The sequence below is a fragment of the Streptomyces sp. NPDC050423 genome, from assembly GCF_040655445.1.
Classification (GTDB): Bacteria; Actinomycetota; Actinomycetes; order Streptomycetales; family Streptomycetaceae; genus Streptomyces.
The window spans coordinates 99,418-125,292 of the sequence record NZ_JBFAJY010000012.1; the positions used below are offsets into that span (position 1 = coordinate 99,418).

Sequence of the window (25,875 nt, forward strand, 5' to 3'; positions counted from 1 at the left end):
TTTATACGCCCTGCCGGCAGTGGCTCAGGTCCGCGTTCCCCCGTGCGGTGGGGGGGTTGGGCAGGTGTACGAATCTCCGGGACGCGCGCCGGGCCGGACCGGCGGGGGCGGAACGGGGCCGCCGCCTCCAGGAGCCGGCCGGCAGGGCTCCTCCCGGAGGGGTTTCGCCCGTAAACTCCGCGATCATGAACACCGAACCCACACAGGCCGTCCCGGCACAGGCCGAATCGGCACCGGCCGCCGAGCTCTCCGCCGACGCCCGCGCCCTGTTCTCCACCATGTCCACGATGCGCGCCATGCGCCGCCTGAGACCGGAACCCGTGCCGGACGAGACGCTGGAACAGCTCATACAGGCCGCCGTCTGGGGTCCCAGCGGCGGCAACATGCAGTGTTACGAGTACGTCGTGGTGACCGACCGTGAGGTGATGGCGCGTCTGGCGCCGCTGTGGAAGCGGTGTGTGGACGCGTATCTGGCGACGACCGGGAAGTACGCGCCGAAGGGCATGGACGACGCGGCGTACGGCCGGATGGTCGCCGCGATCGAGTACCAGCGCGACCACTTCGCCGATACGCCCGTGCTGGTCGTGCCCTGCTACCGGTTCCCGGAGCCCCGGATCGAGGAGGAGGGCCTGGTCGCGTACGCGCAGGCGCTCGGCCCGGCGGGCGTGGAGCACATGACGAGCACTCAGGCGAGGTTCCAGGCGCTCGCCGAGGGCTCCTGCGTCTATCCCGGGGTGCAGAACCTGCTCCTCGCGGCCCGCGCGCTGGGGCTCGCGGCGAACGTCACCCTCTGGCACCTGATGCTGGAGCAGGAGTGGAAGGAGGCCCTCGGCATCCCCGAGGACATGCAGACCTTCGCCGCCGTTCCGGTCGGGTGGCCGCAGGGCAACTTCGGTCCGATCCGGCGCCGTCCGGTGGCGGACGTCATCCACCGCGACCGCTGGTAGGCCGGCCGGCCCGGGTCCGGGCATTGCCCGGGTCCGGGCCACCGCCGAGCGGTACCGGACTCGCACACCGATAACAGCAGGTCAACTCCATTGGAGTGAAAAGGAGTTCGACACGCAGCACGATAATTGTCATGCACTGAACAGATCGATACGCTGAGCGGGCTTGGCGGCCCCTCGGCCCGCCCCCTCGGGCCCGGGGGCCGTCTCTTCTCCCCCCACAGAGCAGGAGCAGGTATGCCCAGCCGCCCCGCAGCCCACACGAGGACCCGCGCATCCGTGCTGGCGGCCCTCACCGCCACCGTCCTGGCCCTCACCGGCACCCCGGCCCTCGCCGCCCCGGACCCCGGCCACCCGATGAACCAGGCCTTCGAGCGGGCGGCGAGCCGGTTCGGCGTGCCGCGCGATCTGCTCGCCGCCGTCGGATACGGCGAAACCCACCTCGACGGCCACTCCGGGCAACCCAGCCAGGCGAACGGCTTCGGCGTGATGCACCTCGCCAGCAACCCCGAGAACCGGACCCTGGAGCGGGCCGCCGACCTCACCGGCGAGTCCCTGGCGGACCTGCGCACCGACACCGAGGCCAACATCCTGGGCGGCGCGGCGGTGCTGCGCGGTTACGCGGACAAGCTGGGCCTGGACGCCCGGGACCGGGCGGACATCGATGCCTGGTACCCGGCCGTCGCCCGGTACAGCGGCTCCGGCGGTCCGGCCGCCGCCCTGTACGCCGACACGGTCTACACCTTCCTGGCGGACGGGCTCGACGCCGTCGCCCCGGACGGCGAGCGGATCTCGGTGACGGGCCGCCCGGTCTCCCCGCACAAGGGCTCGCCGGCCGACTCGGAGCCGGGCACCCGCAGCGCCGACTACCCGGCCGCGCTCTGGGTCCCGGCCGACGCGAACAACTTCGCGGCGGGCCGCTCGGCAGCGATCGACAAGGTGATCATCCACGTCACGCAGGGCTCGTACGCGGGCTCGATCAGCTGGTTCCAGAACCCGGCGTCCGAGGTGAGCTCGCACTACGTGGTGCGCTCGTCCGACGGCCAGATCACCCAGATGGTCCGCGACAGCGACACCGCGTACCACGCGCGCAGCGCCAACTCCTCGGCGCTCGGCATCGAGCACGAGGGATTCGTCGACGACCCGTCCTGGTTCACGGACGCGATGTACCGGTCGTCGGCGGCCCTGACGGCGTACCTGTGCGACCGGTACGGGATCCCGAAGGACCGGGCGCACATCATCGGCCACAGCGAGGCGCCGGGCAACGACCACACCGACCCCGGCCCGAACTGGGACTGGACGCGCTACATGCAGCTGGTGGGCGGGAACACCGGGGGCGGCACCACCCCCGACGGGCTGAGCTTCACCGCGTACGCCACCCAGCGCAGCGGCTCGACGGGCGCCCAGGTCAAGGCCGTCCAGCAGCTTCTGAACGAGCAGGGCCAGGCGGCCGGCGCGGCCGACGGCGACTTCGGCCCGGCGACAACGGGCGCGGTGGCGGCCTACCAGGCGGCGCACGGGCTGGTCCAGGACGGCGTGGTGGGAGCCAGGACCTGGACCGCCCTGTTGTCGGCGGGCAGCACGGCGACGCTCCGGGAGGGCGCGACGGGCGACGGCGTGAAGCGGCTCCAGCGCGCGCTGACCGCGACGCTCGGCTCGGCCGTCGGCATCGACGGGAGCTTCGGCCCGGCGACGACGACGGCGGTGCGCGGCTACCAGACGAGCCGGGGCCTGACGGCCGACGGCGTCGTGGGGCCGGACACCTGGGCGGCGCTGCAGGCGGGCCGCTGACGGACCCGGTCACGGGCGGGGCGCGCCGCCCCGCCCGTGACGTGCGGGAACGCCAGAACGTCACGTTTGGGTAACCCGCCGGAAACCCTTGACGTTTCTCCTGACGTCTTCCTAATCTCCTCGTGTAGTCGCACTTCACGTGCTGCGGCGCTTTCCGCAGTGTTTTGACAGGCACAGACATAGACCACCTGTCGGTGGTTTCGTCATGCCTGTTTTCTTGTGCTCCCCGTGCCGCCGATGGGTCTTCCTCGAAGGCGGATTCATGGCACAACGTCCGAGCGTCAAAGGCGTCGCCGACGTCGTTGCGCTCATCGATGGGCTGGGAAAGATCACCGGCCGGGCGCAAGTCATCTGGTTCCTCGTGTTCGGCGGGCTGTTCCTCGACGCCTACTCGAACGCGGCGCTGAGCGCCGGTCTGGGACCGATGACGTCCCAGATGGAGTTGACCAGCACGCAGGTCTCGATCCTCACGGCCACCGCTCCGGCCCTGGCGATCATCTTCAACCCCATCGGCGGCTGGCTCGCCACCCGGATCGGCCGGGTCCCCCCGCTGCTCATCGCGAAGGTCTTCGCCATCGCGGGCGCCCTGCTCGCCGCGTTCGCCGGTGACTTCACCGTCGTCTGGCTCGGCCGGGTCCTGGTGGGTGTCGCGTACGGCATCGACTTCGCCGTCGCCATGGCGCTGCTCGCCGAGTACACCCCCGCCAAGCTCGCCGGCCGGCTGAACCTGTGGCAGGCCGTCTGGTACGTCGCCACCACCAGCAACCTCGCGCTCGCCCTGTTCTTCTTCAACATGGACGTCGGCGCGGACATCTGGCGCTGGTCGGTGGGGTCCGCCGCGGTCGTGGCCCTCGCGCTGCTGGTGGGCCAGTGGCTGATGCTCAGGGAGAGTCCGACCTGGCTCGCCAGCAAGGGCCGGCTGGACGAGGCCGTCCTCAACCTGGACCGGATCTACCGGATCAAGGCCGTCGCCGGGAAGCCCGACGCGGCGACCCGCGCCGCGGCCGAGGCACCCGCCATCGGCTTCCGCCAGGCGGGGCTGCTCTTCAAGGGCGAGTACCTGCCGCGCACCATCCTCTCCTCGGTGATCTCGCTCGGGCAGTCGATGCAGTACTTCGCGGTCGGCTGGTACCTCCCGCTGATCAGCCTGACGATCTTCGGCGAGAGCTTCGAGAAGGCCACGATCGGCTCGATGGTGTTCAACGCCTTCGGCATCGCGGGCGGGCTGCTGTCCGCGTACTTCGGCCGCCGGCTCGGGCTGCGGCTCAGCTCCGCCGCCGGTTTCGGCGGGGTCTTCGTCGCCCTGATCGCGATGGGACTCACCTTCGAGAAGGTCCCGACAGCGGTGGCGTTCCTGCTGCCGGTGCTGTTCATCCTGTGCCACTCCGCGGGGCCCGGCGCCAACGGCAAGTCCATCGCGGCGCTCTCGTACAGCAGTGACGTGCGCGCGCTCGGCACCGGTGTCACCGGGATGGTCGGCAGCTTCGGAAGTGTCGCCGGGCTGTACCTCTTCCCGCAGATCAAGGAGTCGCTCGGCCTGGCCGACACCTTCCTGGTCCTCGCCGTCGTGCCGCTGCTCGGCATGATCACCTGCCTGGCCATCAAGTGGGACCCGATGAAGGCCGCGTCGCCCGACGAGACGGCGCCGCCGCGCACCGCCGCGGCGGACGAGCAGGAATCCGCGGAGTCCGCGACCGCGCGCTGACCGTCCGCCGCGCCTGCCGCACCACACGATGGTCCCTCTCCCCCTCCGTACAGCTCGCGATGCTCGCAATGAAAGGGCTGCAATGACGCAGACGCTCCCCGGCGCCGCCCCACGGCGCGGTGTGCTGGCCATCGACGAGGGCACCACCGGCACCAGGGCCGGAGTCGTCCTCGACTCCGGCGCCGCGCACGAGGTGTTCTACCGGTCGATCAAGGTCAGCCATCCGGACGACCTCTCGGTCGAGCAGGACCCGATGGAGATCTGGACCGCCACCCTTGAGGTGGCGCGCCGGGCCGTCGGCGCCGCACGGGCGGAGGGCATCGCGATCACCGCGGTCGCGCTGTCCACCCAGCGGGCCACCGCGATGCTCTGGGACCGGGTCAGCGGGCGGCCGCTGCTGCCCGCCGTGGTGTGGCAGGACCGGCGGTACGCCGCCGAACTCACCGCTCACGAGGCGGAGTGGGACGCCGCCCTCACCGCCCGCCAGGGCCGCCCGGTCGGCGCCCGCGCACCGTTCCTCTGGGCCGCCCGGCAGATCGCCGCGCACCCGGAGGTGGCCGCCGCCCACCGCGAGGGCCGGCTGCTCTTCGGCACCGTCGACACCTGGCTGATCTGGCGGCTGACCGGTGGCGCGGTGCACGCCACCACCCCGACCAACGCCGCCTCCAGCGGCGGCTACCTGCTGGAGCGGCACGCCTGGGACGAGGAGTGGATCAGCCACCTGGGCTTCCCCCTCGACCTGCTTCCGGAACTCCGCTCCGACGACGCCGGGTTCGGCACCACCGACCCGGCCGCCCTCGGCATCGCCGTCCCGCTGGCCGCCTCGATGGGCGACCAGCACGCCGCACTGATCGCGCTCGGCGGCCTGGCCGCCGGACAGGGCATGTGCGTGTACGGGACCGGCGCGTTCGTCGACGCGGCGACCGGCACCACGCCCGCCCTGCCCCGGCCGGACATCTCCGGGGTGCTCGCCCAGCCCGGCCGGCGGCAGGGCGACATCAGCCACTACAGCCTGGAGGCCTACACCTCCACGGCGGGTTCGGCGCTGCGCTGGCTCTGTGACGACCTGGGCCTGTTCGCCTCGCCGAAGGAGCTCGGTGAGGAGGCCGGCCGGGTCCCCACCCGGCCGGGCCGCACCCCGCGTTTCGTCCCGGCACTCGCCGGGGTCCGTACGCCGGTCTGGCATCCGGAGGCCACCGCCGCCCTCACCGGGCTCACCCTCGCCACCACCCGGGCCGATCTGGCCCGCGCCGTCCTGGACGGCATCGCGCACTCGGTGTGCGACCTCGTCGACGGGGTCGCCGCCACGATGGGCGCCCCGTTCACCCGGCTCCGGGTCGGCGGCGGGGTCGCGGGCAGCGACCCGCTGCTGCGGATCCAGGCCGACCTGACCGGCCTGCCGCTGGAGCGGGTCGCCGACTCGGCCACCGCCAGCCTGCGCGGCACCGCCTATCTGGCCGGGGTCGCCCAGGGCCTGTGGGGCTCGCTCGAAGAGGTCGTCGAGGCGCAGCCGCACGGCCGGATCTTCGAGCCGTCACTCGGCGCGGACGAACGGACCGCCCAGCGGACCGCCTGGCGCGACGTGCTGATCGCCCACCTCAAGGACCCCGCACTCACCCCCCTCACCCCCCACTGACGGCCCCTCACCGTCAGCCGGCGGCCGGTACCCGACCATGCGGCCGCCGCACCGAAACACCAGGAGTTGATGTTGTGATCACCATGCCCGCCCGGAAGCCGCGGCGCAGTGCCGCGGCCACCCGCCGGACGCCCCTGCTGCTTGACCGCGCCGCGGCCAAGCGCCGGCTGGCCGACGACACGTACGACGTGCTCGTCATCGGCGGCGGCATCACCGGCGCGTACGCCGTGCTCGACGCGGCCTCGCGCGGGCTGCGCGCGGCGCTGGTCGAGAAGGACGACTTCGCCTCCGGCACGTCGTCGAAGTCCTCGAAGATGGTCCACGGCGGCCTGCGCTACATCGAGCAGGGCAACGTCAACCTCGTACGCCACTCGCTGCTGGAGCGGCACCGCTTCCGCAAGAACGCCCCGCACCTGGTGCACCGGCTGCCGTTCCTCTTCCCGATCCTGGAGAAGGAGGGCATCTTCGACGCCCGCCTCGCCAAGGGCTTCGAGGGACTGCTGTGGACGTACGACCTGGTCGGCGGCTGGCGGATCGGCAAGCTCCACCAGCGGCTCACCGTGCCGGAGGTCCTCGCGCAGGCGCCGACGCTGCGCTCGGAGAACCTCCAGGGCGGGCTCATGTACTTCGACGCCCGCACGGACGACGCCCGCCTCGTCCTCACCATCGTGCGGACCGCGGCGGCGCTGGGGGCCACGGTCCTCAACGGCGCCAAGGCCGAGGGTCTGCTGATGCGGAGCGGCAAGGTCGCCGGGGCCCGGGTCTCGGTGGACGGGGACGGCGTCGACATCCGGGCGAACGCCGTCGTCAACGCCACCGGGGTGTGGACCGACGAGCTGGACGCGAAGGCCGTCGACGGCCACAAGCCGCAGGTACGGCCCGCCAAGGGCGTCCACATCGTGGTGCCCTGGGACAAGGTGCGGATCAACTGCACGGTCACCGTGCCGATCCCCGGCCGCGCCCGCCGCGCGACCTGCACCCGCTGGGGCAACAGCGTCGTGCTGGGCACCACGGACGAGGACTACCAGGGCTCCCCCGACGACGTGCACTGCACCCGTCAGGAGATGGACTTCCTGCTGGAGGGCGCCAACACCGCCTTCGAGGGGAAGCTCACCCCGGACGACGTGACCGGCTCCATCGGCGGGCTGCGCCCGCTGGTCGGCGGCAAGGAGGGCGCGACGCTCGACATGCGCCGCGACCACCACATCAGCATCGGCCGCACCGGCATGGTGACCGTGACCGGCGGCAAGCTCACCACCAGCCGGCACATGGGCGAACTCGTCATCGACAAGGTGATGACGGTCCTGGGCCGCAAGGGCAGGAGCCGTACCAGCGACCTCCCGCTGCTCGGCGGCTCCGGGTACGACGCCGAGGCCGTGGCCGCCTCCGGCGGTATCGCCGCCCACCTGGGCGAGCGCTTCGGCACCGAGGCCCGCTTCGTCGGTGACCTGATCCAGGAGGACCCGACGCTGGCCCGGCCGATCGTCGCGGGACTCCCGTACACCAGGGCGGAGGTCGTGTACGCGGCCCGTGCCGAGCTGGCCCGCTCGGTCGACGACGTCCTCTCCCGCCGGCTGCGCGCCCGGCTCTTCGCCCGGGACGCCTCCGCCGAGGCGGCGGGCGAGGTGGGCGCGATCCTCGGCCGGGAACTGAACCTCACGGAGGCCGAGGTGGACCGCTCGGTCTCCGAGTACCTCGCAGCCGTCCGTCACGAAAAGTCCGTACTCCTCGAAGGGGCAGCAGCATGATCAGCCGTCAGACCATCACCCACCCGTTCAACCGGGGCAACTACACGATCGGCGCCCCCAGCTTCGCCAAGTGGGCGCAGAACACCCCCGTCGGGGACGGCGAGGCCGCGCTCCAGGTCGACCCGGTGAAGGTTCCCGAGACCGTGATCGAGGCGCTGCGCGAGGCCGCGCACACCGTGCACGTGGAGCGCGACGAGGTCGTCACCCGGACCCGTGACTGGTGGGCCGGCTCGATGATCGGCGAGACCGAGGGACGTCCCGCGACGCCGGACGCCGTGGTCGTCGAGGCCGCCGACGCGGACCAGATCGCGGCCGTGCTGCGGATCTGCAACGAGGCGGGCATCCCGGTCACCCCGTCCGCCGGCCGCTCGAACGTCACGGGTGCGGCGCTGCCGGTCTTCGGCGGTGTCGTCCTGGACGTGTGCGCGCTCAACCGGATCACCGGCTTCGACGCCGGGTCGAACGTGGTGGACGTCGAGGCCGGCATGTTCGGCGACCTCTTCGAGAAGCAGCTCCAGGAGGAGTACGGCGTCACGACCGGCCACTGGCCGTCCGCCTTCGCCGTCTCCACGGTCGGCGGCTGGATCGCCTGCCGCGGCGCCGGTCAGCTCTCCACGCGCTACGGCAAGATCGAGGACATGGTCGTCGGTGTGGACGTGATCCACGCGGACGGCACCCGCGCCACGTACGGCGACTACGCCCGCGCGGCGGTCGGCCCGGACCTGCGCCAGTTGTTCATCGGTTCCGAGGGCACCCTCGGGGTCATCGTCTCGGCCCGGCTGCGCGTCCACCCGCTGCCGGAGTACGCGAACGCCGTCGCGTTCGGTTTCGAGACCTTCGCGGAGGGCCTGGACGCCTGCCGCGAGATCATGCAGCGCGGTGCGACCCCGGCCGTGCTGCGGCTGTACGACGCCCTGGAGTCGGGTACGCACTTCGGCCACCCGGAGACCAACCTCCTGCTGATCGCCGACGAGGGCGACCCGGCGATCGTGGACGCCTCGATCAAGGTGGCGGCCGAGGTCTGCTCCGCGTACGGGCCCGAGCTGGACTCCAAGGCGGTCTTCGAGCGCTGGCTGGACGAGCGGATGATCGTCGGCAAGTCCGCGGACGGCTTCACGCCGGGTCCGGGCTTCGTCGCCGACACCCTGGAGATGGCCGCGTCCTGGGCCGACCTCCCGGTGATCTACGACGAGGTGGTCGCCGCGATCCAGTCGGTGCCCGGCACCCTGGCCGCCTCCGCGCACCAGTCGCACGCCTACACCGACGGCGCCTGTGTCTACTTCTCGCTGCGCGGTGACGTGGCTCCCGAGTCGCGGCGCGACTGGTACCGCTCGGTGTGGGACGCCGCCAACGCCGTCCTCATCCGCCATGCGGCGGCCCTCAGCCACCACCACGGCTGCGGACTGCTGCGCGGCCCCTACCTGGAGGAATCCCTGGGTGCGGGCTTCGCGACGTTCGTCGCGGTGAAGGCGGCCCTGGACCCGGCCGGCATTCTCAACCCTGGCAAACTGGGCCTTCCCAGCCGATTCGGTATGTCTCCGCTGAACTGACGCGGTCACCACACACCCATCCCAGGCAGGCAAGGTCTTTCGTTTGGACCGTGCCGGATCAGGGAGCGGGGCCCGGTGCGTGCAGCTGCAAGGCGGAGGAGGGAGTCAGTGCGGAGCATTGGCGACCGACGACAACACCGCAGATGTGCGTGCCAGGCCCCGCGAGCCCGGCACGATCCAAACGAAGGGCCTGACCATGTCCCCCTCCCCTTCCCGGTCCGGCGCACCGCTCGACCCCCGGCTCACCGCTGCGTTCGCCGAGGTGCCCGTCGTCGCGTCGGTCGTCGGCACCCAGCCGCTGCGGCAGTTCCTCACCGCGCCGGCCAGGGTGTGCATCCTCGCCTCGTTCGCGGTGGGGCAGCTGCCCCAGGTCGTACCGGCGCTGGGCCGGGCGGGGAAGACCGTGTTCGTGAACGTCGACAGCAGCCCCGGTCTGGCACAGGACCGGGGCGCGCTGGAGTTCATCAAGAACATGGGCGCGCACGGGGTGGTCAGCACCCGGCTCTCGCTCATAGAGAAGGGCCGCCCTCTCGGGCTGCTGACGATGATGAAGGTGTTCGTCACCGACCGGTCCAACCTGCGCCGCTCCACGGACGCGATCTCGCGCGGGGCGCCGGACCTGGTCGAGATCATGCCCGCCCCGATCGTCGCCCGGATGACCCCGCAGGCCCAGCGCGCGATGTCCCCGTCGGTGGCCGCGGGCTTCGTGGAATCCGCCGCCGACGTGGCACTCGCGCTGGCCCTCGGGTCGGCCGCGGCCGCCACGTCCGACCCCCGCCTCTGGCATCTGCGCCGCGACCAGCTGCCGCCGGTCCCGCCCGCCGCCCTCAAGAGGCCCGCACCACTTCAGGAGTAACCCGTGACGTACGTAGTAGTGGCCAGGTACCGCACCAGGCCCGGCGAGCAGGACACCGTCCTCCCGCTCCTCGACACCATGGCCGCCGCCTCCCGCCGGGAGCCCGGCAACCTCGGCTACCGGGTCCACCAGGGCACCGAGGACCCGCGGGCGATCGTGCTCTACGAGGAGTACGCGACCGAGGCCGACTTCACCGCGCACTGCGCGACCCCGCACTTCCGGGAGATCGTGCTCGGCAAGGTCGTCCCGCTGCTGGAGAGCCGCGACGTGCTGCGCTGCGCGCCCCGTGACGAGGTGGGCGCGTGAAGACCCGGGCGGTGGTGCTGCGCGGGATATCGACGGCCCGGCCCTACTCGGAGACCCGGCCGGCCGAGGTGGAGGAGCTGAACCTCGGCGCCCCGCGCGAGGGCGAGGTGCTGGTCCGGGTCGCGGCCGCGTCCCTGTGCCACTCGGACCTCTCGGTCGTCAACGGCGACCGGGTCCGGCCGCTCCCGATGGCCCTCGGGCACGAGGCGGTCGGAGTGGTCGAGGAGACCGGCCCCGGCGTCCACCGGATCGCACCCGGCGACCATGTCGCCCTGGTCTTCGTGCCGAGCTGCGGATTCTGCGCCGACTGCGCGGCGGGCCGCCCGGCCCTGTGCGCGCAGGCCGCCGCGGCGAACGGCTCGGGCGCCCTGCTGCACGGCCCGTCCCTGCTGACGGACGCCTCCGGCGCCACGGTCCACCACCAGCTGGGTGTCTCCGCGTTCTCCAGTCATGCGGTGGTGGCTCAGGAGTCCGTGGTGCCGATCGCCCGGGACATCCCGTTCACCGTGGCCTCGATGTTCGGCTGCGCGGTCCTGACGGGCGCCGGCGCGGTCATCAACACGGCGGCCCTGCGCCCCGGCCAGTCGGCGGTGGTCTACGGGCTGGGCGGAGTGGGCCTGTCGGCGGTGCTGGGTGCGCGGGCGGCCGGCGCGTACCCGATCGTCGCCGTGGACCCGGTGGCGGAGAAGCGCGAACTGGCGCTGCGCCTGGGAGCGACCCACACGTACGCCCCCGACGAGGCGATCGGCGCGATCCGCGAGCTGACGTCCGGTGGCGCCGAGGTCGCGGTGGAGGCCGTGGGCAGCCCGAAGGTGATGGCCGAGTGCCTCGCCGCCGTGGCCCGGGGCGGCAAGGTCGTCTCGGTGGGCCTGCCCGCCCCCGACCGGGTGCTGAAGGTCCCGGCCCTGGCCTTCGCGGGCGAGGGCAAGTCCCTGCTGGGCTCGTACATGGGCGACGCGGTCCCCCGCCGCGACATCCCGCGCTTCCTGGACCTGTGGCGGGCCGGGCTGATGCCGGTGGAGGAGATGCACACCGGGACCCTCGCGCTGGACGAGGTCAACCACGCGATGGAGGAGCTGGCGTCGGGCCGGGCGATCCGTCAGGTGCTCGACACGTCGGGGCTGCCGGCGGTCGCCGCCGGCCGGCCGAACGACTGACAGGGGTGCTTTGACAAGGGTGCTCACCGTACGAGGACCAGACCGCAGCTGCAGGCCCGTGCATGGCCGACGCCCTGGGTGAGAGCGGTGACGAAGGCCTTGGAGTCGGTCACGGTGAGCGTGCCCTTGATCCGCACGCGCGATGCGCAGACCCTTGTGCGGTGCGGGACTTGAGACGCTCGGCAGCACGCGCAGCGCGAGGCGCTCGGCGTCCGTGTGCGCGCCGAGACGGACCACACCCGTGGGAGAGACCGAGGGTTCGCTTCTTGACGTGCTCGGGCCGGGTGTGGGGGACACGGACACCGGGTGTCCTGTGTGGTGAGCCGGGCGCGGGCCGGAGATTGCGCATCGGGTTGACGACGGTCCGGAAGTCGCCCCGGTCACCGCTGCGGAACGTGCGGTCCACGGTGAGGACCTCGGGCCTGTCGGCCAGGGCCGCCCGGGGAACGCCGCTCCAGTCGGCGGGGACCGAGGACCGGACCACCAGGTTGAGGCACGCCTGCTTGAGGTCGACCGTCCAGGTGGACAGGATGCCCATCTGGGCGCGTGGGTCGGGGCTGCCGTCGTCCACCCAGCCCGGGAAGCCACTCATCACGGTGATTTGCCCGCATGACTCCTCCTCGTGCGTAGGACCCCGCACTGACCGCACCCGTCACCCCGGGTGCGGCACTCCGGTGTCCCCGCACACTCGCGGCGCCGTGTCCCCGCGCCGCCCTCACGAGGAATGTCATCGTGTTCACCTCTTCTTCCGCGCCCTCGCGCGCGCCTTCGTACGCCACTGTCCTGCGCACCCCCCATGCCGTACGCACCTTCGGCGCCGCACTGCTCGGGCGGCTCTCGTACGGGGTGGTCCCGCTCGCCCTGCTGCTCGCGATCAAGGACGCCACCGGTTCGTACTCCGTCGCCGGAGGCGCCATGGCCCTGTTCGGGGCCGCCAGTGTCTTCCTCTCCCCCGCCCGTGCCGCGCTGATCGACCGGTACGGGCCGCGCCGCGTCCTGCCGCCGATGGCGGGGCTGTACGCGGCGGTGCTCGGTGTACTCGCCCTGGCCACCTGGCGGCCGGGCGCACCGCCCCTCGCCCTGGGGGCGCTCGCCGTGGCGGCGGGTGTCTGCACTCCGCCGCTGGGTCCGGTCATGCGGACGCTGTGGAGCGCGCTCGTTCCGGACCGGGAGCTGTTGCAGCGCGCGTACAGCCTGGACGGCGTCGCCGAGGAACTGCTCTATGTCTCGGGCCCGTTGCTGGTGGGTCTGATCGTGCGGGCCGGCCGGCCCGCGGCCGGTGTGCCGGCCGGCGCCCTGCTGGTGTTCGTGGGGACGCTGGCGCTGGTGTCGTCACCGGCGGTGCCCCGTGAGCACGCGAGCCCCGAACCGCCCCCCGCCGGCTCCCCCGACGTTCCCGCCGCTCCCCGGCTCCGGCTGTACGGCATCCCCGCTCTGCGTCACACGGTGCTGGTGACGGCCGCCGTGGGGCTCTGCCTCGGGGCGCTCGAACTGCTGGTCGTGGCGTTCACCGAGCAGCGCGGCCAGGCGGCGGCGGTCTCCTGGGTGCTGGCCGCCCTCTCGGCCGGGAGCGCCGTCGGCGGTCTGGCGTACGGGGCGGTCCGGTGGAAGCTGTCGAGCCGGGCGCGGCTGGTGGCCGCGGCCGCGGGGATGGGTGCGGCACTGATGGCGGCCGGTCTCTCGCCGCGCCTGTACGTGCTGGTCGCCGTCGTCGCGGTCGCCGGACTGTTCGTCGCCCCGGTCCTCACGACCGCGTATCTGATCGCGGACGAGTCCGTGGACGCCGCCCGGCGCACCCAGGCGGGCGCCTGGGTCAACACCGCGTTCAACGCCGGGGCCTCGGGCGGCACCGCGGCGGTCGGGCTGCTCGTCGGGCGGCTGCCGCTCGCCCTGTGCTTCGCCCTGGCGGCGGCGCCCGCGCTGCTGTGCGCGGCGGCGCCGGTGCGCCCCCGCTCCCTGCGCGCGGGATCGGGGGCGGGGGGCCGGGTCAGCGGAGCTTGATCGCGCCGCCGTCGGCCATCAGGGTCTGACCGGTGATGTAACGGGCGTCGTCGCTCGCCAGGAACGCGACGACGGGGGCGACGTCCGTGCGCGGGTCACCGAAGCGGCCGAGCGGGACCTTGGCGGCGGAGAGGGCGTACTGCTCGGGGTTGGCCTCGGCCCAGGCGGCGACGCCCGCGGTCCTCGCCATCGGCGCGACGACGTTGACCCGGATCTGGTCGGCGGCCCACTCGTTGGCGACGACCCGGCTCAGTCCGCGGATGGCCTCCTTGCCCGCGGCGTACGACGCCTGGTTCGGCTGGCCGTCGATGCCCGCACCCGAGGCGAAGTTGATCACCGCGCCCTGGCTCCTGCGGAGCTCGGGGTACGCGGCGAGCATGAAGTTGCGGGTGGCGAAGAGGCCGGTGTCCAGGGCGAGTTTCCAGTCGTCCTCGGTCTGCTCGGTGAAGGGCCGCACCCGTGAGGCGCTGGCGTTGTTCACCAGGGTGTCCAGGGCGCCGAAGCGCTCGACGGCCGTGGCCACCGCCAGGTCTGCGACGGCGCGGTCGGAGACGTCGCCCCGGATGAACGCCACCGCGTCTGCGAGGTCAGCGACGAGGGCGTCCCCGGCCTCCTGCTGGAGGTCGACGACCACGACCCGCGCGCCCCGTTCGACGAAGACCCGGGTGACGGCCTCGCCGATGCCCGAAGCTCCTCCGGTGACGACGGCGACCTTGTTCTCCAGTGTCATTGCGCTGTTCCTCCGACTCGCTGTGCCCGGCGCGGCACCCCACCCCGCACCCTGTCTATGCACCATACATTTTCTATGTATGGTGCATATCAGGTGGTGAGCCACGACTCCCAGACCGCGGTCAGCTCCGCGTCGACGGCCGGTGCCACCGTGTCCAGCAACCGCACCTGCGCCCCCGGCCCGGCCAGGTCCATCCGGTAGGGGTGCGGCGGTCCCGGCGGCGCCGCGCCGAATGCGGCGACCGAGCCGATGACGCGGTTCGGGCCCAGGACGCCGGGGAGTTCGCGCAGGTCCGGGTCGGTGAGGTCGAGGTCCTCGACCAGGAGCTCCCGGCCCTCGTACATCACCCGGGTCATGGCCCGGACCCGCCCGCCGCGCTCCCCCGAGCGGCCGAGGACCAGGGTGTCGCGCCACAGCATCCGGGCCCCGGCCCCGAGCCGGGCGTCCATGACGCGTTCGACGTCGGCCCCGGTGGACACCACGAACGGCAGTCCGTGCCAGGTGAGTTCGCCGCCCTCGGCGATGTCGACGCGGGCCCGCCACCGGGCCGAGCCGCCCCGGTGGTCGTAGGCGACGAGTCCGGCCGGCTCGACGAGTTCGAGGTGTGCGCCCGGACCGACCGAGATCCTCAGGTTCAGCTCGTCACCGGCGAGCAGTCCGGCCCGGATGCCGACCAGGGCGACCCGGGTCCGGCCGGGGCACGGCAGCAGCGGGCGGGGGGCGAGAAAGGCACCGGGGCGCAGTTCGCGGACGAGATGGCGGCCCGAGCCGTCGCGCTCCGCGGCGACGACGGTCGGATCGGTCACGGGTGGGTGTGGCTGTGCGGCGCCATCGGGCCGGGGTCGGTGGGGATGTGGGTGCCGGAGCGGTGGCGCACCAGCAGGGACCGTACCCAGTCCGCGAGTTCGGCGATGGCGGCCGGGTTGTTCTTGGAGAGGGCGAGGACGGGGAGCCCGCCGCGGGCCTCCTCGGCGTCGGCGACCATGGCGGGCACGTCGACCTCCACATAGGGGGCCAGATCGGTCTTGTTGACGATCAGGAGGTCGGCGCCGGTGATGCCGGGGCCGCCCTTGCGCGCGACGTCGCCGCCGCCCGCCACGTCGATGCAGAAGAGCTGTGCGTCGGCGAGGGCCGGGCTGAAGGTGGCGGTGAGGTTGTCGCCGCCGCTCTCGATGAGCACCAGGTCCAGCGGGCCGTACGCCTCCTCCAGGTCCTCGACGGCGTCGAGGTTGGCGCTGACGTCGTCGCGGATCGCGGTATGCGGGCAGGCGCCGGTCTCGACCGCGCGGATGCGTTCGGTGGGCAGCACGCCCGCCGAGCGCAGGAAGCGGGCGTCCTCGTCGGTGTAGATGTCGTTGGTGACCACCGCCATGGAGAGCTCGCCGGCGAGCTCACGGCACAGGGTGGCCAGGATCGAGCTCTTTCCGGTGCCGACCGGTCCCGCGACGCCCAGGCGCAGGGCCCGGGGCTGGTTGAGCGGCTCGTGGAAGTGGGGGTTGGGCCGCTGCCCCGGGGTGGTGTCGTTGTCAGGCAAGGAAGAGTCTCCGTTCGCGTCGGGCGTGTTCGAGCGCCCACTGTTCGGTGAGCGCGGCGGTACGGGCGGGCAGTCCGTCCGGGGTCCGTACGGCGAGGGCGGCGGCCACCGCCGCTGCCGCGTCGGGTTCGGCGGCGAGGATCCAGGCGACCGAGTCGAGCGGGTCGCCGGGCAGCAGTTTCAGCGCGGCGGACGCGACGGTCTGCAGCTCGTCGTAGACGACGGCGTGCGCCAGCTCCTCCTCGGAGACGTTCAGTACGGCTCCGAGCGCGCCGAGCGCGACCGGCCGCAGGGCCCGGGGGCGCAGGGCTGCCAGTGCGGTGACCGCCGGGTGGTCCGGGGCGAGGCGCCGGGCCAGCCGGTGCACGCCCCGGCCGAGCGCCGCCGACGTCTCCCGCTGGGGTGCGGCCGGGGTCCGTGCCGAGAGGGCCTGCTGCAGGGGCCCGTAGTCGACCGGGTCGCGCCCCGCGGCCCGCAGCGCGAGGACGGCCGCGGCCGCCTCGGTGAGGGCGGTGGTGTGCAGCCGGGCCTTCAGCAGTGCGGGGATCCGGTCACGGGTGAGGCCCGCGACGACGGCCGGTTCCAGCCCGGCGCTGTAGGTGTACGCGCCGACCGGGAGCCGTCCGTCGCCGAGCAGCAGGGGTGCCAGTGCGCCCATCAGAACATGGAGTACCGCTGGGCCAGCGGCAGTCGGGTGGCGGGTGATGGTTCGACGAGCTCGCCGTTGATGTGGATGGCGAAGGTCTCCGGGTCCACCTCGATGTCCGGGAGCGCGGTGTTGTTCGGCAGGTCCGCCTTGGTGAGGTGGCGGGTGGGGCGCACGGCGACGAGTTCGCGTTCGAGTCCGAGGCGTTCGCCGAGGCCGTCGGCCAGGGCGGCCGGGGCGACGAAGCTGACCGAGAGGTGCGGGGCGGCCCCGGCGGCGGCGGTGGGGCGCAGCAGGACGGGCTGGGTGGTGGGGATCGCCGCGTTGGCGTCACCGAGGGGGGCGTACACCATCATGCCGCCCTTGATCACGGCGGCGGGGCGGATGCCGAAGAACGCGGGGTCCCAGAGCACCAGGTCGGCGAGCTTGCCGGGTTCGACGGAGCCGACGACGTGGTTGATGCCGTGGGCGACGGCCGGGCAGATCGTGTACTTGGCGACGTAGCGGCGGGCCCGCTCGTTGTCGGCGGGCAGCTCGGTGCCGCGGTCTCCGAAGCGCTGCTTCATCACGTGGGCGACCTGCCAGGTGCGGCAGATGACCTCACCGATGCGACCCATGGCCTGGGCGTCGGACGAGGTGATGGAGAGGGCCCCTATGTCGTGCAGGATGTCCTCGGCCGCGATGGTACTGGCCCGGATGCGGGACTCCGCGAAGGCGAGGTCCTCGGGGACGCGCGGGTTGAGGTGGTGGCAGACCATCAGCATGTCGAGGTGTTCGTCGACGGTGTTGACGGTGTGCGGGAGCGTCGGGTTGGTGGACGCCGGGAGGATGTTGGGCTGCGAGGCGACCGTGATGATGTCGGGCGCGTGGCCGCCGCCGGCGCCCTCGGCGTGGAAGACGTGGATGCCGCGGCCGGCGATGGCTTCGAGCGTCCCCTCGACGTAGCCGGCCTCGTTGAGGCTGTCGCCGTGCAGGGCGACCTGGAGGCCGTAGGCGTCGGCGGCCTTCAGTGCCGCGTCGAGGGCGGCGGGGGTGGCGCCCCAGTCCTCGTGGACCTTGTAGCCGCCCGCGCCGCCGAGCGCGGCCTCGCGCAGGGCCTCCTCGCCGACGGTGGAACCCTTGCCGAACAGCAAGATGTTGAGCGGGACGCGGTCCAGGGACCGGTGCATCATCGCGAGGTTCCAGGCGCCGGGGGTGACCGTGGTGGCCTTGGATCCCTCGGTGGCTCCGGTGCCGCCGCCGATGACGGTCGTGGTGCCGGTGGCGAGGGCCTCGTGGAGGGTCTCCGGCATCAGGAAGTGGACGTGGGTGTCGACGGCTCCGGCGGTCAGGATGCGTCCCTCGCCGGAGATGACGTCGGTGCCGGGGCCGATCACCAGCTCGGGGTGGATGCCGTCACCGATGTCGGGGTTGCCGGAGCGGCCGAGGGCGACGATCCGGCCGGCCCGGATGCCGACGTCGGTCTTGACGATGCCCCAGTGGTCCAGGACCACGACGTTGGTGATGACGAGGTCGAGGGCGCCGTCGGCGCGTGACGTGGTGGCCTGGCCCATCGACTCGCGGATGGACTTGCCGCCGCCGAAGACCGCCTCGTCGCCGCCGAAGCAGCGGTCCTCCTCGACCTCGATCCAGAGGTCGGTGTCGGCGAGCCGGATGCGGTCGCCGGTGGTGGGGCCGTAGAACGCCGCATAGGCGGCGCGGGTCAGCTGTGCCATGTCACACGCCCTCCGTTGCGGTGTCTTGCGTGCCCCGGGACCAGGGCGCGGTGCGGACGACGATGCCGGGCACCGTTCCGCGTCCGCCGAGCTCGACGAGGGTGACCTCCGCGCCGACGCCGGGCTCGAAGCGCAGCGAGGTGCCGGACGGGATATCGAGCCGGAATCCCTCGGTCTTCGACCGGTCGAAGGAAAGCGCCGGATTGACGTCGAAGAAATGGAAATGCGATCCGATCTGAATGGGGCGGTCCCCGTCGTTCACCACGGTGAGCCGTACTTTTCGGCGGTCGGAATTTACGTGCACCACGCCGGCTCCGGTGCGGATCTCGCCGGGGATCACGGGATCGGCGAGGTGATCGTGACGAGCTTGCGCCCGTCGGGGAAGGTCGCTTCGACCTGGACGTCGTGCAGCATCTCCGGAACACCTTCGAGCACGTCAGAGCGGGTGAGAACGGACCGCCCCAGGGTCATGAGGTCGGCGACCCCGGCACCTTCCCGGGCTCGTTCCATCGCCCAGCAGGCGAGCAGGGCAACGGCCTCGGGGTAGTTGAGGAGTACGCCCCGCTCCCGCCGGTCGCGGGCGACCATTCCGGCAACACTCAGCAGCAATTTCTCCGTGTCGGACGGAGTGAGAAACATGGGAAACCTCCATGGCGGCAGTTCACGGAATTCCCGGAATCGCCTTGGCCACCTTCCTCTTATAAGCCTCCGGGCGGGGCCGTGGCAACTCGCGCCACACCGCAAAAAGTCCCTTTCTTGCATCATGACCCACTATATACGGGCAAAGCAGACACATATTGGTCATCGCGGGGCCATGCGAGAGGCGGCCGCCCACCCCGGTCCAGGGGTGGGCGGCCGCCTCAAGAGGGGCACTCAGCAGGTCACTTCAGGCCGAAGGCCCGGATGATCTCCTGGTCCACGGTGAAACCGCTGCCGGCCTCGGCGTGCGCCTTGAGCGAAACCGCGGTGGCACCCTTCTTCGGGGTCTTGAACCGGGCGGTCCAGGAACCGGCCGAGTCCTTCTTCAGCTGCACCGCGCTCCAGGTCTCCCCGTCGTCGTAGCTGACCGACAGCGAGGCCTTCGTCGCCTTCACGGCACCGTCCAGCCACTCCTGCGTGGTGGACGAGAGACCGATCTCGGTCGTCTTCCCGGCCTTCACGTCACCGGCCAGGTCGGTCGCGACGTCGTAGTCCAGCTGGAGCAGCGGGATGTCGGCCTGCTCCGGTCCGGCCGGGTCGAGCGCGCCCGAGAGGAAGTTCCACTCGGTGTGCGTGCGGACCGAGGTCTTCCAGATCCCCTCGTCGCGCGAGGCGTCGAGCGCCAGCCGGTACGGAAGCTTCTCCGGCGAGAGGTCCCAGGCGTAGCCCGCACGGCCGGCCGACTTGGTGAGCTGCTTGTCGCCCTGGAAGAAGGCGATGATGCCGCTGTCGTACTCCTTGTCGGGCATGGAGCCGGAGTGACCGGCGCCGGAGTCCGTCCACGGCGTGATGTTGAACTGGATGTCGTTGTACGAGGAGCGGAACGGACCCCAGTAGCCGGTGCCCAGCCTCGGGTGGCTGACCGGTGCGAACCACGTGTCCCGGTAGCTGCGGCCGCCCTGGTAGTCCATGGCGCCGCTGCGCTCCTCCAGCGCGGTGTCCGTGCCCTCGTCGTTGAAGACCGAGTGGTCCTCGTACCAGAACGAGTCGCCGGGCAGCGGGGTGACCCACTCCGTGCGGGTGCCGGGGAACTTCTCGTACTCCTGGAAGCCGATGCCGGGGCCGTAGTCCGGGATGTCGTAGCGGAAACCGCCGCCGACGATGTCGCGGTTGCCGTAGAAGGTGTTCTCCACCTTCGCCAGCTGACGGGTGGTCGGGGCGAAGGCCAGCAACCGGTCCGGGACGGTGCCGTCGTGGCGGTCGACCAGGTCGTAGACGTAGCGCGCGAACCTGCGCTGTTCGACGGTCACCTTCTTGCCGCGCTGGGCGGCCTTGACGAGTCGGTCACCGGCCAGGCGCTGAACGGAGGCGACCGGGATGGCCGCCGTGGTGCCGTAGTCGGTGTACGTCTCCATCAGCACGCCGTCGCCCTGGTTGACGACGAAGAGCGCCTTGGCCCCGGCGGCTTCCGCGGCCGCGAGCCGGTCGGCCGGGGTCACCGCGGCGCTGCTGCGGATCACGACCGCCTTGCCCTTGGCGTCGATCCCCCGGTAGCCGGCGGCGGCGCCGTCACCGGCGAAGACGCTGCCGAGCTTCTTGTCGCTGTCCTCCGCGACGGGCGATCCGCCCTGCACGGCCACCGGCACATCGCGGCCGTCGGCCGTCAGGTCGATCAGCTTCTCGCCCTGCCGCCAGCGGGTCAGGAAGGAGAAGCTGCCCTTGGTGACCTTCTTGGTCGGGCTCGCCCACAGCTGGTCGTACGTCATCGGGATCTGGTACGCGTCGCGCTGGACGGTGCCGTCCGGTGCGGTGCGCGCCATGTCGTAGCGCAGCTGGCGGGTCTCGGTCTCCTTCGGCGTCTTCACGGCGATCTTGTGGGCCTTCGAGGCGTCCAGGGAGACCGTCCTCGACTTGTCGAGAATGATCTCGGGGGCCGCCAGGAAGGCGAGGGCCTGCGAGTCGGCGGTGTCGCCCTTGATGTCGGCGGCGGTCCAGGCGGTGTAGTTGCCCGGCGGCAGCCTGAGCGTGGTCTCGCCCGCCACCCCGACGACGCCGATGTTCTCGTCACCGAGGGCGGCGAGGACGACCTGCCCGTCCATCGGCTTGCCCGCGCGGTCGCGCAGCTCGATCCTCAGGTCGTAGAGCTCCTGCTCCTTGTTGAGCGCGAAGCCGGTGTGCGCGACGGTGGCGCCCGTGGCGTCCTTCGCGATCACCTGCCCGGAGAAGGTGGTGTTGTTGGCGACCTCGGACGGGTCGAGCGAGAGGACAGCCTCGGCGGTCGAACCGGCGGGCACGGTCAGCTGCTTCACCGACAGCGTGTAGGCATCGATGTCCGTGTCGGTCGCCAGGTCCAGCGTCACGTCCTTGTCACCGGTGTTGCGGTAGGTGATGGTCCGCTCGGTGACCGGTTCGGAGGCGGAGTGCGGCCAGTTGTAGGACGCGACCGCGACGGAGCCGGTGGCCTCGACCGTGGCGTCGATCGCCGCCTTCACATCGAGCCGGCCGGTGCCCTGCTCGTACGGCGTGTAGTCCGTCAGCTCCTTCGACGAGGTCATCAGCGCGTCCTTGATGCGCTGACCGGACCAGTCGGGGTGACGCTGCTTCACGATGGCGGCCGCGCCCGCGACGTGCGGCGTCGCCATCGACGTACCGGACATCGACTGGTACATGCCCTCGATGCCGGGGACCGACTGCGAGGCGGCGGCGTTGATGTCGACGCCCGGGGCGGAGAGGTCCGGCTTCAGACCGTAACTGCGGGTCAGCGGGCCCATGGAGGAGAAGTCCGCGCGGTTGTCCTGCTTGTCGACGGCGGCGACGGTGAGCGCCTTGTCCGCCGAGCCGGGCGAGCCGATGGTGCCCGCGCCGTAGGCGTTGCCCGCCGCGATCACGAAGAGCGGACCGCCGTCGGCCGAGAGGGAGTCGACGGCCTGCGACATCGGGTCGGAACCGTCGTCCGGGATGCTGGAGCCCAGGCTCATGGAGACGACGTCGGCGCCCTCCGCCCTGGCCCACTCCATCGCCTCGATGATGCCGGAGTCCGCGCCGTTGCCCTCGTTGTCCAGCACCTTGCCGATGATCAGGTCCGCGGCGGGCGCGACGCCCTTGTTGACGCCCTCCGACGCGGCGCCGGAGCCCGCGATCGTGGAGGCGACGTGCGTACCGTGGCCGTGCTTGTCGTCGACCCCCTCGCCGGGCACGAAGCTCTTCGACTCCAGGACGCGGTCCTTGACGTCCGGGTGGGTGGCGTCGATACCGGTGTCCAGGACGGCGACCTTGGAGCCCTTGCCGTCGTAGCCGGCGGCCCAGGCCTGCGGGGCGTTGACCTGCGGGACGGAGTCCTTCAGCGCGGCCTCGACCCGGCCGTCGAGCCAGAGCCTGTCGATGCCGTTGTCGAGCGAACGGGCCTTGGGCGTGGCGGCGATGTCGTCCCAGAAGGCGCGGGTGGTGGACTTCGCCGCCTTCAGCGCCGCGCCGTGGATGCTCTCCAGCCGGCGGACCGTCTTACTGCCCCGGGGTGCGGCGGGCAGCGAACGGGCCTTGCTCGCCGGGTAGGTGGCGATCAGCGGGATGCCGCCGGACTTCTTGTCGTCGTAGCCCATCTTCGCGAGCGCGGTGACGTTGAAGAGCCGGCGGTCCAGCTTGCCGGCGGCGATCAGGCCCGCCGCCTCGTCGGGCAGGACGTAGATGTCGTCACCCGCCTGCTGGACGTGCACTCCGCCGGCCGCGCCGTCGGGGCGGTCCACGGTGACGGTGTCCCGCTTTCCGGCCCCGTCGGCGTAGTGGACGACGTCACCGGTGAGCAGGGTGATGTCGTACCGCTCGACGGGGGCGGCCGGGTGGCCGGCGGACGGGAGGTGACCGGTGGCCGCGGAGGCGGAGCCCGTGGCGGGAAGCAGTGCGCCGCTCACCAGCGCGACGGAGGTCGCTATGAGGAGGGCTCTGCGCCCCGCACGAGCGGGTCTCGCCCGGCCGGAGACAGTGGAGGGGGTGAATGTCATGCAGCTGATCTACCGGTAAATCGGCGGCTGCGGTGAGGTTCATCCCTGGCGTGAATGCGCCGTGGCGGCAACCCGCCGGTCGGCGCGGGTGCCGGCGGGGGGCCTGTTCAGGCCACGGAGACCATGCGCCCGGCGGGCGGCACGGCGCCGCTGTGATGGATCGGGGTGTGCGCGCCGGTCAGCGGAACACCGCTGCCGCCGCGCCGGTCAGCGACGATCTCGGCGGCTATCGACAGGGCCGTCTCCTCGGGCGTACGGGCGCCCAGGTCGAGGCCGATCGGCGAGCGCAGCCGGGCCAGTTCGAGTTCGGAGACCCCGGCCTCGCGCAGTCTGTCGTTGCGCTGGAGATGGGTGCGGCGCGAGCCCATCGCGCCGACGTACGCGACCGGCAGCCTCAACGCGGTCTCCAGCAGCGGGACGTCGAACTTGGCGTCATGGGTGAGCACGCACAGGACGGTGCGGGCGTCCACACAGGTCCCGGCGAGGTAGCGGTGCGGCCAGTCGACGACGAGTTCGTCCGCGTCCGGGAACCTGGCCCTAGTGGCGAAGACCGGGCGGGCGTCGCACACCGTGACGTGGTAGCCGAGGAACTTCCCGGCCCGCACCAGCGCGGCGGCGAAGTCGATGGCCCCGAACACGATCATCCGGGGCGGCGGGACGCTGGACTCGACGAGCAGGGTGAGGGGCTGCCCGCAGCGCGAGCCCTCGGCGCCGATGGTGACGGGGCCGGTGCGGCCCGTGTCCAGCATCGCGCGGGCCTCGGCGGCGGCGGTGCGGTCGAGCTCCGGGTGTCCCCCGAGCCCGCCCTCGTGACCGCCGTCCGGCCGGACCAGCAGGAGCCGGCCGAGGAGTCCGGCGGGCCCGTCGGTGATCCGGGCGACCGCCACCGCCTCCCCCCGGGCGGCGGTGGCGAGCGCGGCGGCGTACACCGGGCGGGCGGGGTCGTCCGCCCGGACCGGTGTCACCAGGATGTCGATGACGCCGCCGCAGGTCAGACCGACCGCGAAGGCGTCCTCGTCGCTGTAGCCGAACCGCTCCCGTACGGTGATTCCGTCATCGAGGGCCTGTTGGCACAGTTCGTACACCGCGCCCTCCACACACCCGCCGGAGACCGATCCGATGACCGTGCCGTCGCGGTCGACGGCCAGTGCGGCGCCCGGCTGCCGGGGAGCGCTGCCCCCGACGGCCACCACCGTGGCCACCGCGAATTCGCGTCCCTGCCCGGCCCACCGGTCGAGCTCCTCGGCGATGTCCAGCATCTCGGTCTCCTTGACGGATGGGTGAAGGGGAGGGCGTCAGCTGACGCCCAGCCAGCTTTCGAGCGGGTGCAGCGCGAAGTAGACGACGAAGATCACCGTCAGCCCCCACATGAAGGCCCCGATCTCACGGGCCCGGCCCTGGGCTACCTTGATCGCGACCCAGGAGATGACACCGGCCGCCACACCGGTGGTGATGGTGTACGTGAACGGCATCAGGACCACGGTGAGGAAGACCGGGATGGCGACGGCACGGTCGCTCCAGTCCACGTGGCGGGCGTTCTGCATCATCATGGCGCCGATGACGACCAGGGCGGCGGACGCCACCTCGGCCGGCACGATCGCCGTGAGCGGGGTGAAGAAGAGACAGGCCGCGAAGAAGAGGCCGGTGACGACGGAGGCGAGTCCGGTCCGGGCGCCCTCCCCGACTCCGGTCGCCGACTCCACGAAGACCGTCTGCCCGGAGCCACCGGCGACACCGCCGATCGCACCGCCGGCGCCGTCGATGAACAGCGCCTTGGACAGGCCCGGCATCCGCCCCTTGTCGTCGGCGAGCTTGGCCTCCGTACCGACACCGATGATGGTGGCCATCGCATCGAAGAAGCCGGCCAGCACGAGGGTGAAGACGATGAAGCCGACGGTCATCGCGCCGACGTCGCCCCAACCGCCGAACTGGACGTCCCCGAAGAGCGAGAAGTCCGGCGAGGAGACCGCGGAACCGTTGAGCTCGGGCGGGCCGCTGCTCCAGGTCTTCGGGTCGACGTCGGCGAGCTTGTTGATCACGATGGCGACCACGGTGCCGACGACGATGCCGATCAGGATCGCGCCGGGGATGTTGCGGGCCTGGAGCATGAAGATGAGCAGCAGCGTCACCGCGAAGACGAGGACGGGCCAGCCGGCGAGTTCACCGGCCGGGCCGAGGGTCACCGGGGTTCCGGCGCCCTTGCCGACGAATCCGGCCTTGTAGAGGCCGATGAGCGCGATGAACAGTCCGATGCCCATGGTGATGCCGTGCTTCAGGGCGAGCGGGATCGCGTTCATGATCAGCTCACGCAGACCGGTGACCACCAGGAGGCAGATCACCAGGCCGTACATCACGCACATGCCCATGGCCTGCGGCCAGGTCATTTCGGGGGCGACCTGTGAGGACAGGACGCCTGAGACACTGAGCCCCGCGGCGAGCGCGAGGGGAACCTTGCCGACGAACCCCATCAGCAGGGTGGCCGCCGCCGCCGCGAGCGCGGTGGCGGTGATCAGGCCCGGCTGGCTGAGGAGGTTGCCGTCCACGTCCTTGCCGCCGAGGACGAGTGGATTGAGCAGCAGGATGTACGCCATGGCCATGAAGGTCGTGACACCGCCGCGCACTTCGCGTGCGACGGTCGATCCGCGCTCGGATATGTGAAAGTACCGGTCGAGCCACGATCTGCCGGCGGGGACGCGCGAGCCGGGGCCCGCTTCCTCCGCGGTGGTCGTGGGCTCCACTGACTGCTGGGTCATGATGCCTGACTCCCAAGGTTCACAGGGGCACCCGCGATGGAGAATCGAGATGCGGGATTTGGGAAGACTGCGCGGGCGGCACGACCCGGGGGACGGCCCGAGGCGAACTGTTCATGCAGAGTGGATGTACGGGTACTGCTTCTCCGGTGGTTCCGGTCAAGAGCCG

Annotated in this window: 22 protein-coding genes; 10 read left to right on the plus strand and 12 right to left on the minus strand. The window is 72.0% G+C overall.

Annotated features, from left to right (window positions below):
* Nucleotides 1-278: 278 nt before the first annotated feature.
* The 9 genes from AB0I52_RS11990 (at nt 279) to AB0I52_RS12030 (ending at nt 11,693) form a co-directional block, all read left to right on the plus strand.
* The gene (locus AB0I52_RS11990; RefSeq protein ID WP_363071547.1) at nt 279-947 is read left to right on the plus strand and encodes a nitroreductase family protein; all 669 of its coding nucleotides are present in this window, start codon (nt 279-281) and stop codon (nt 945-947) included.
* Between the two features lie 234 nt (nt 948-1,181).
* On the plus strand, nt 1,182-2,735 hold the full coding sequence (locus tag AB0I52_RS11995; protein WP_363071450.1) for an N-acetylmuramoyl-L-alanine amidase: 1,554 nt from the start codon (nt 1,182-1,184) through the stop codon (nt 2,733-2,735).
* A gap of 262 nt (nt 2,736-2,997) precedes the next feature.
* Nucleotides 2,998-4,440: an MFS transporter gene (locus AB0I52_RS12000; RefSeq protein ID WP_363071452.1), complete on the plus strand. Its 1,443-nt coding sequence runs from the start codon at nt 2,998-3,000 to the stop codon at nt 4,438-4,440.
* Nucleotides 4,441-4,522: 82 nt separating this feature from the next.
* Nucleotides 4,523-6,076, plus strand: a complete 1,554-nt coding sequence (locus AB0I52_RS12005) for an FGGY family carbohydrate kinase (protein WP_363071454.1) — start codon at nt 4,523-4,525, stop codon at nt 6,074-6,076.
* Nucleotides 6,077-6,150: 74 nt separating this feature from the next.
* Nucleotides 6,151-7,824 carry a glycerol-3-phosphate dehydrogenase/oxidase gene (locus tag AB0I52_RS12010; protein WP_363071456.1) on the plus strand — a complete coding sequence of 558 codons (1,674 nt, stop codon included), beginning with the start codon at nt 6,151-6,153 and terminating at the stop codon, nt 7,822-7,824.
* The gene (locus tag AB0I52_RS12015; protein WP_363071458.1) at nt 7,821-9,374 is read left to right on the plus strand and encodes an FAD-binding oxidoreductase; all 1,554 of its coding nucleotides are present in this window, start codon (nt 7,821-7,823) and stop codon (nt 9,372-9,374) included. Before AB0I52_RS12010 ends, AB0I52_RS12015 begins: the two co-directional genes overlap by 4 nt.
* A gap of 196 nt (nt 9,375-9,570) precedes the next feature.
* Entirely contained in the window at nt 9,571-10,230 is a 660-nt protein-coding gene (locus AB0I52_RS12020; RefSeq protein ID WP_363071460.1) for a glycerol-3-phosphate responsive antiterminator, read from the plus strand.
* Between the two features lie 3 nt (nt 10,231-10,233).
* Nucleotides 10,234-10,536: an antibiotic biosynthesis monooxygenase family protein gene (locus AB0I52_RS12025; protein WP_363020902.1), complete on the plus strand. Its 303-nt coding sequence runs from the start codon at nt 10,234-10,236 to the stop codon at nt 10,534-10,536.
* Complete coding sequence (locus AB0I52_RS12030) at nt 10,533-11,693, plus strand: zinc-binding dehydrogenase (RefSeq protein ID WP_363071462.1); 1,161 nt, start codon at nt 10,533-10,535, stop codon at nt 11,691-11,693. Before AB0I52_RS12025 ends, AB0I52_RS12030 begins: the two co-directional genes overlap by 4 nt.
* Nucleotides 11,694-11,716: 23 nt before the next feature.
* Here the strand turns inward: AB0I52_RS12030 and AB0I52_RS12035 are convergent, their stop codons facing one another.
* Complete coding sequence (locus tag AB0I52_RS12035; RefSeq protein ID WP_363071464.1) at nt 11,717-11,830, minus strand: type I-E CRISPR-associated protein Cas6/Cse3/CasE; 114 nt, start codon at nt 11,828-11,830, stop codon at nt 11,717-11,719.
* Nucleotides 11,803-12,285, minus strand: a complete 483-nt coding sequence (locus AB0I52_RS12040; protein ID WP_363071466.1) for a type I-E CRISPR-associated protein Cas6/Cse3/CasE — start codon at nt 12,283-12,285, stop codon at nt 11,803-11,805. The genes AB0I52_RS12035 and AB0I52_RS12040 overlap by 28 nt, the downstream gene beginning before the upstream one ends.
* A gap of 140 nt (nt 12,286-12,425) precedes the next feature.
* Between AB0I52_RS12040 and AB0I52_RS12045 the strand changes: the two genes are divergently transcribed.
* On the plus strand, nt 12,426-13,694 hold the full coding sequence (locus tag AB0I52_RS12045) for an MFS transporter (protein WP_363071468.1): 1,269 nt from the start codon (nt 12,426-12,428) through the stop codon (nt 13,692-13,694).
* Here AB0I52_RS12045 and AB0I52_RS12050 read toward each other — a convergent pair.
* The 10 genes from AB0I52_RS12050 to AB0I52_RS12095 form a co-directional block, all read right to left on the minus strand.
* Complete coding sequence (locus AB0I52_RS12050; RefSeq protein ID WP_363071470.1) at nt 13,681-14,424, minus strand: SDR family oxidoreductase; 744 nt, start codon at nt 14,422-14,424, stop codon at nt 13,681-13,683. The two genes, AB0I52_RS12045 and AB0I52_RS12050, sit on opposite strands and share 14 nt — an antisense overlap.
* 89 nt (nt 14,425-14,513) lie before the next feature.
* On the minus strand, nt 14,514-15,230 hold the full coding sequence (locus AB0I52_RS12055) for an urease accessory protein UreD (protein ID WP_363071472.1): 717 nt from the start codon (nt 15,228-15,230) through the stop codon (nt 14,514-14,516).
* The gene (gene ureG / locus AB0I52_RS12060; RefSeq protein WP_363071549.1) at nt 15,227-15,883 is read right to left on the minus strand and encodes an urease accessory protein UreG; all 657 of its coding nucleotides are present in this window, start codon (nt 15,881-15,883) and stop codon (nt 15,227-15,229) included. Before ureG ends, AB0I52_RS12055 begins: the two co-directional genes overlap by 4 nt.
* A 67-nt stretch (nt 15,884-15,950) precedes the next feature.
* Nucleotides 15,951-16,616, minus strand: a complete 666-nt coding sequence (locus tag AB0I52_RS12065; RefSeq protein ID WP_363071474.1) for an urease accessory UreF family protein — start codon at nt 16,614-16,616, stop codon at nt 15,951-15,953.
* Nucleotides 16,616-18,319, minus strand: a complete 1,704-nt coding sequence (locus tag AB0I52_RS12070) for an urease subunit alpha (RefSeq protein ID WP_363071476.1) — start codon at nt 18,317-18,319, stop codon at nt 16,616-16,618. Before AB0I52_RS12070 ends, AB0I52_RS12065 begins: the two co-directional genes overlap by 1 nt.
* 1 nt (nt 18,320) lies before the next feature.
* The gene (locus AB0I52_RS12075) at nt 18,321-18,659 is read right to left on the minus strand and encodes an urease subunit beta (protein ID WP_363071478.1); all 339 of its coding nucleotides are present in this window, start codon (nt 18,657-18,659) and stop codon (nt 18,321-18,323) included.
* Nucleotides 18,656-18,958, minus strand: coding sequence for an urease subunit gamma (locus AB0I52_RS12080; protein WP_363071480.1), 303 nt, complete (start codon nt 18,956-18,958; stop codon nt 18,656-18,658). Before AB0I52_RS12080 ends, AB0I52_RS12075 begins: the two co-directional genes overlap by 4 nt.
* 242 nt (nt 18,959-19,200) lie before the next feature.
* Complete coding sequence (locus tag AB0I52_RS12085) at nt 19,201-22,956, minus strand: S8 family serine peptidase (protein ID WP_363071482.1); 3,756 nt, start codon at nt 22,954-22,956, stop codon at nt 19,201-19,203.
* Nucleotides 22,957-23,063: 107 nt separating this feature from the next.
* Nucleotides 23,064-24,215 carry an XdhC/CoxI family protein gene (locus tag AB0I52_RS12090; RefSeq protein ID WP_363071484.1) on the minus strand — a complete coding sequence of 384 codons (1,152 nt, stop codon included), beginning with the start codon at nt 24,213-24,215 and terminating at the stop codon, nt 23,064-23,066.
* A 36-nt stretch (nt 24,216-24,251) separates the two neighbouring features.
* Nucleotides 24,252-25,709: an NCS2 family permease gene (locus tag AB0I52_RS12095; RefSeq protein WP_363071486.1), complete on the minus strand. Its 1,458-nt coding sequence runs from the start codon at nt 25,707-25,709 to the stop codon at nt 24,252-24,254.
* Nucleotides 25,710-25,875: the final 166 nt, after the last annotated feature.

Excerpts from the sequence above, each read along its gene's own strand:
- AB0I52_RS11990 (WP_363071547.1), top strand. The coding sequence starts at position 279 with ATGTCCACGATGCGCGCCATGCGCCGCCTGAGACCGGAACCCGTGCCG.
- AB0I52_RS11995 (WP_363071450.1), top strand. The coding sequence starts at position 1,182 with ATGCCCAGCCGCCCCGCAGCCCACACGAGGACCCGCGCATCCGTGCTG.
- AB0I52_RS12000 (WP_363071452.1), top strand. The coding sequence starts at position 2,998 with ATGGCACAACGTCCGAGCGTCAAAGGCGTCGCCGACGTCGTTGCGCTC.
- AB0I52_RS12005 (WP_363071454.1), top strand. The coding sequence starts at position 4,523 with ATGACGCAGACGCTCCCCGGCGCCGCCCCACGGCGCGGTGTGCTGGCC.
- AB0I52_RS12015 (WP_363071458.1), top strand. The coding sequence starts at position 7,821 with ATGATCAGCCGTCAGACCATCACCCACCCGTTCAACCGGGGCAACTAC.
- AB0I52_RS12020 (WP_363071460.1), top strand. The coding sequence starts at position 9,571 with ATGTCCCCCTCCCCTTCCCGGTCCGGCGCACCGCTCGACCCCCGGCTC.
- AB0I52_RS12040 (WP_363071466.1), bottom strand. The coding sequence starts at position 12,285 with ATGAGTGGCTTCCCGGGCTGGGTGGACGACGGCAGCCCCGACCCACGC.
- AB0I52_RS12050 (WP_363071470.1), bottom strand. The coding sequence starts at position 14,424 with ATGACACTGGAGAACAAGGTCGCCGTCGTCACCGGAGGAGCTTCGGGC.
- AB0I52_RS12065 (WP_363071474.1), bottom strand. The coding sequence starts at position 16,616 with ATGGGCGCACTGGCACCCCTGCTGCTCGGCGACGGACGGCTCCCGGTC.
- AB0I52_RS12070 (WP_363071476.1), bottom strand. The coding sequence starts at position 18,319 with ATGGCACAGCTGACCCGCGCCGCCTATGCGGCGTTCTACGGCCCCACC.
- AB0I52_RS12080 (WP_363071480.1), bottom strand. The coding sequence starts at position 18,958 with ATGTTTCTCACTCCGTCCGACACGGAGAAATTGCTGCTGAGTGTTGCC.
- AB0I52_RS12085 (WP_363071482.1), bottom strand. The coding sequence starts at position 22,956 with ATGACATTCACCCCCTCCACTGTCTCCGGCCGGGCGAGACCCGCTCGT.
- AB0I52_RS12090 (WP_363071484.1), bottom strand. The coding sequence starts at position 24,215 with ATGCTGGACATCGCCGAGGAGCTCGACCGGTGGGCCGGGCAGGGACGC.
- AB0I52_RS12095 (WP_363071486.1), bottom strand. The coding sequence starts at position 25,709 with ATGACCCAGCAGTCAGTGGAGCCCACGACCACCGCGGAGGAAGCGGGC.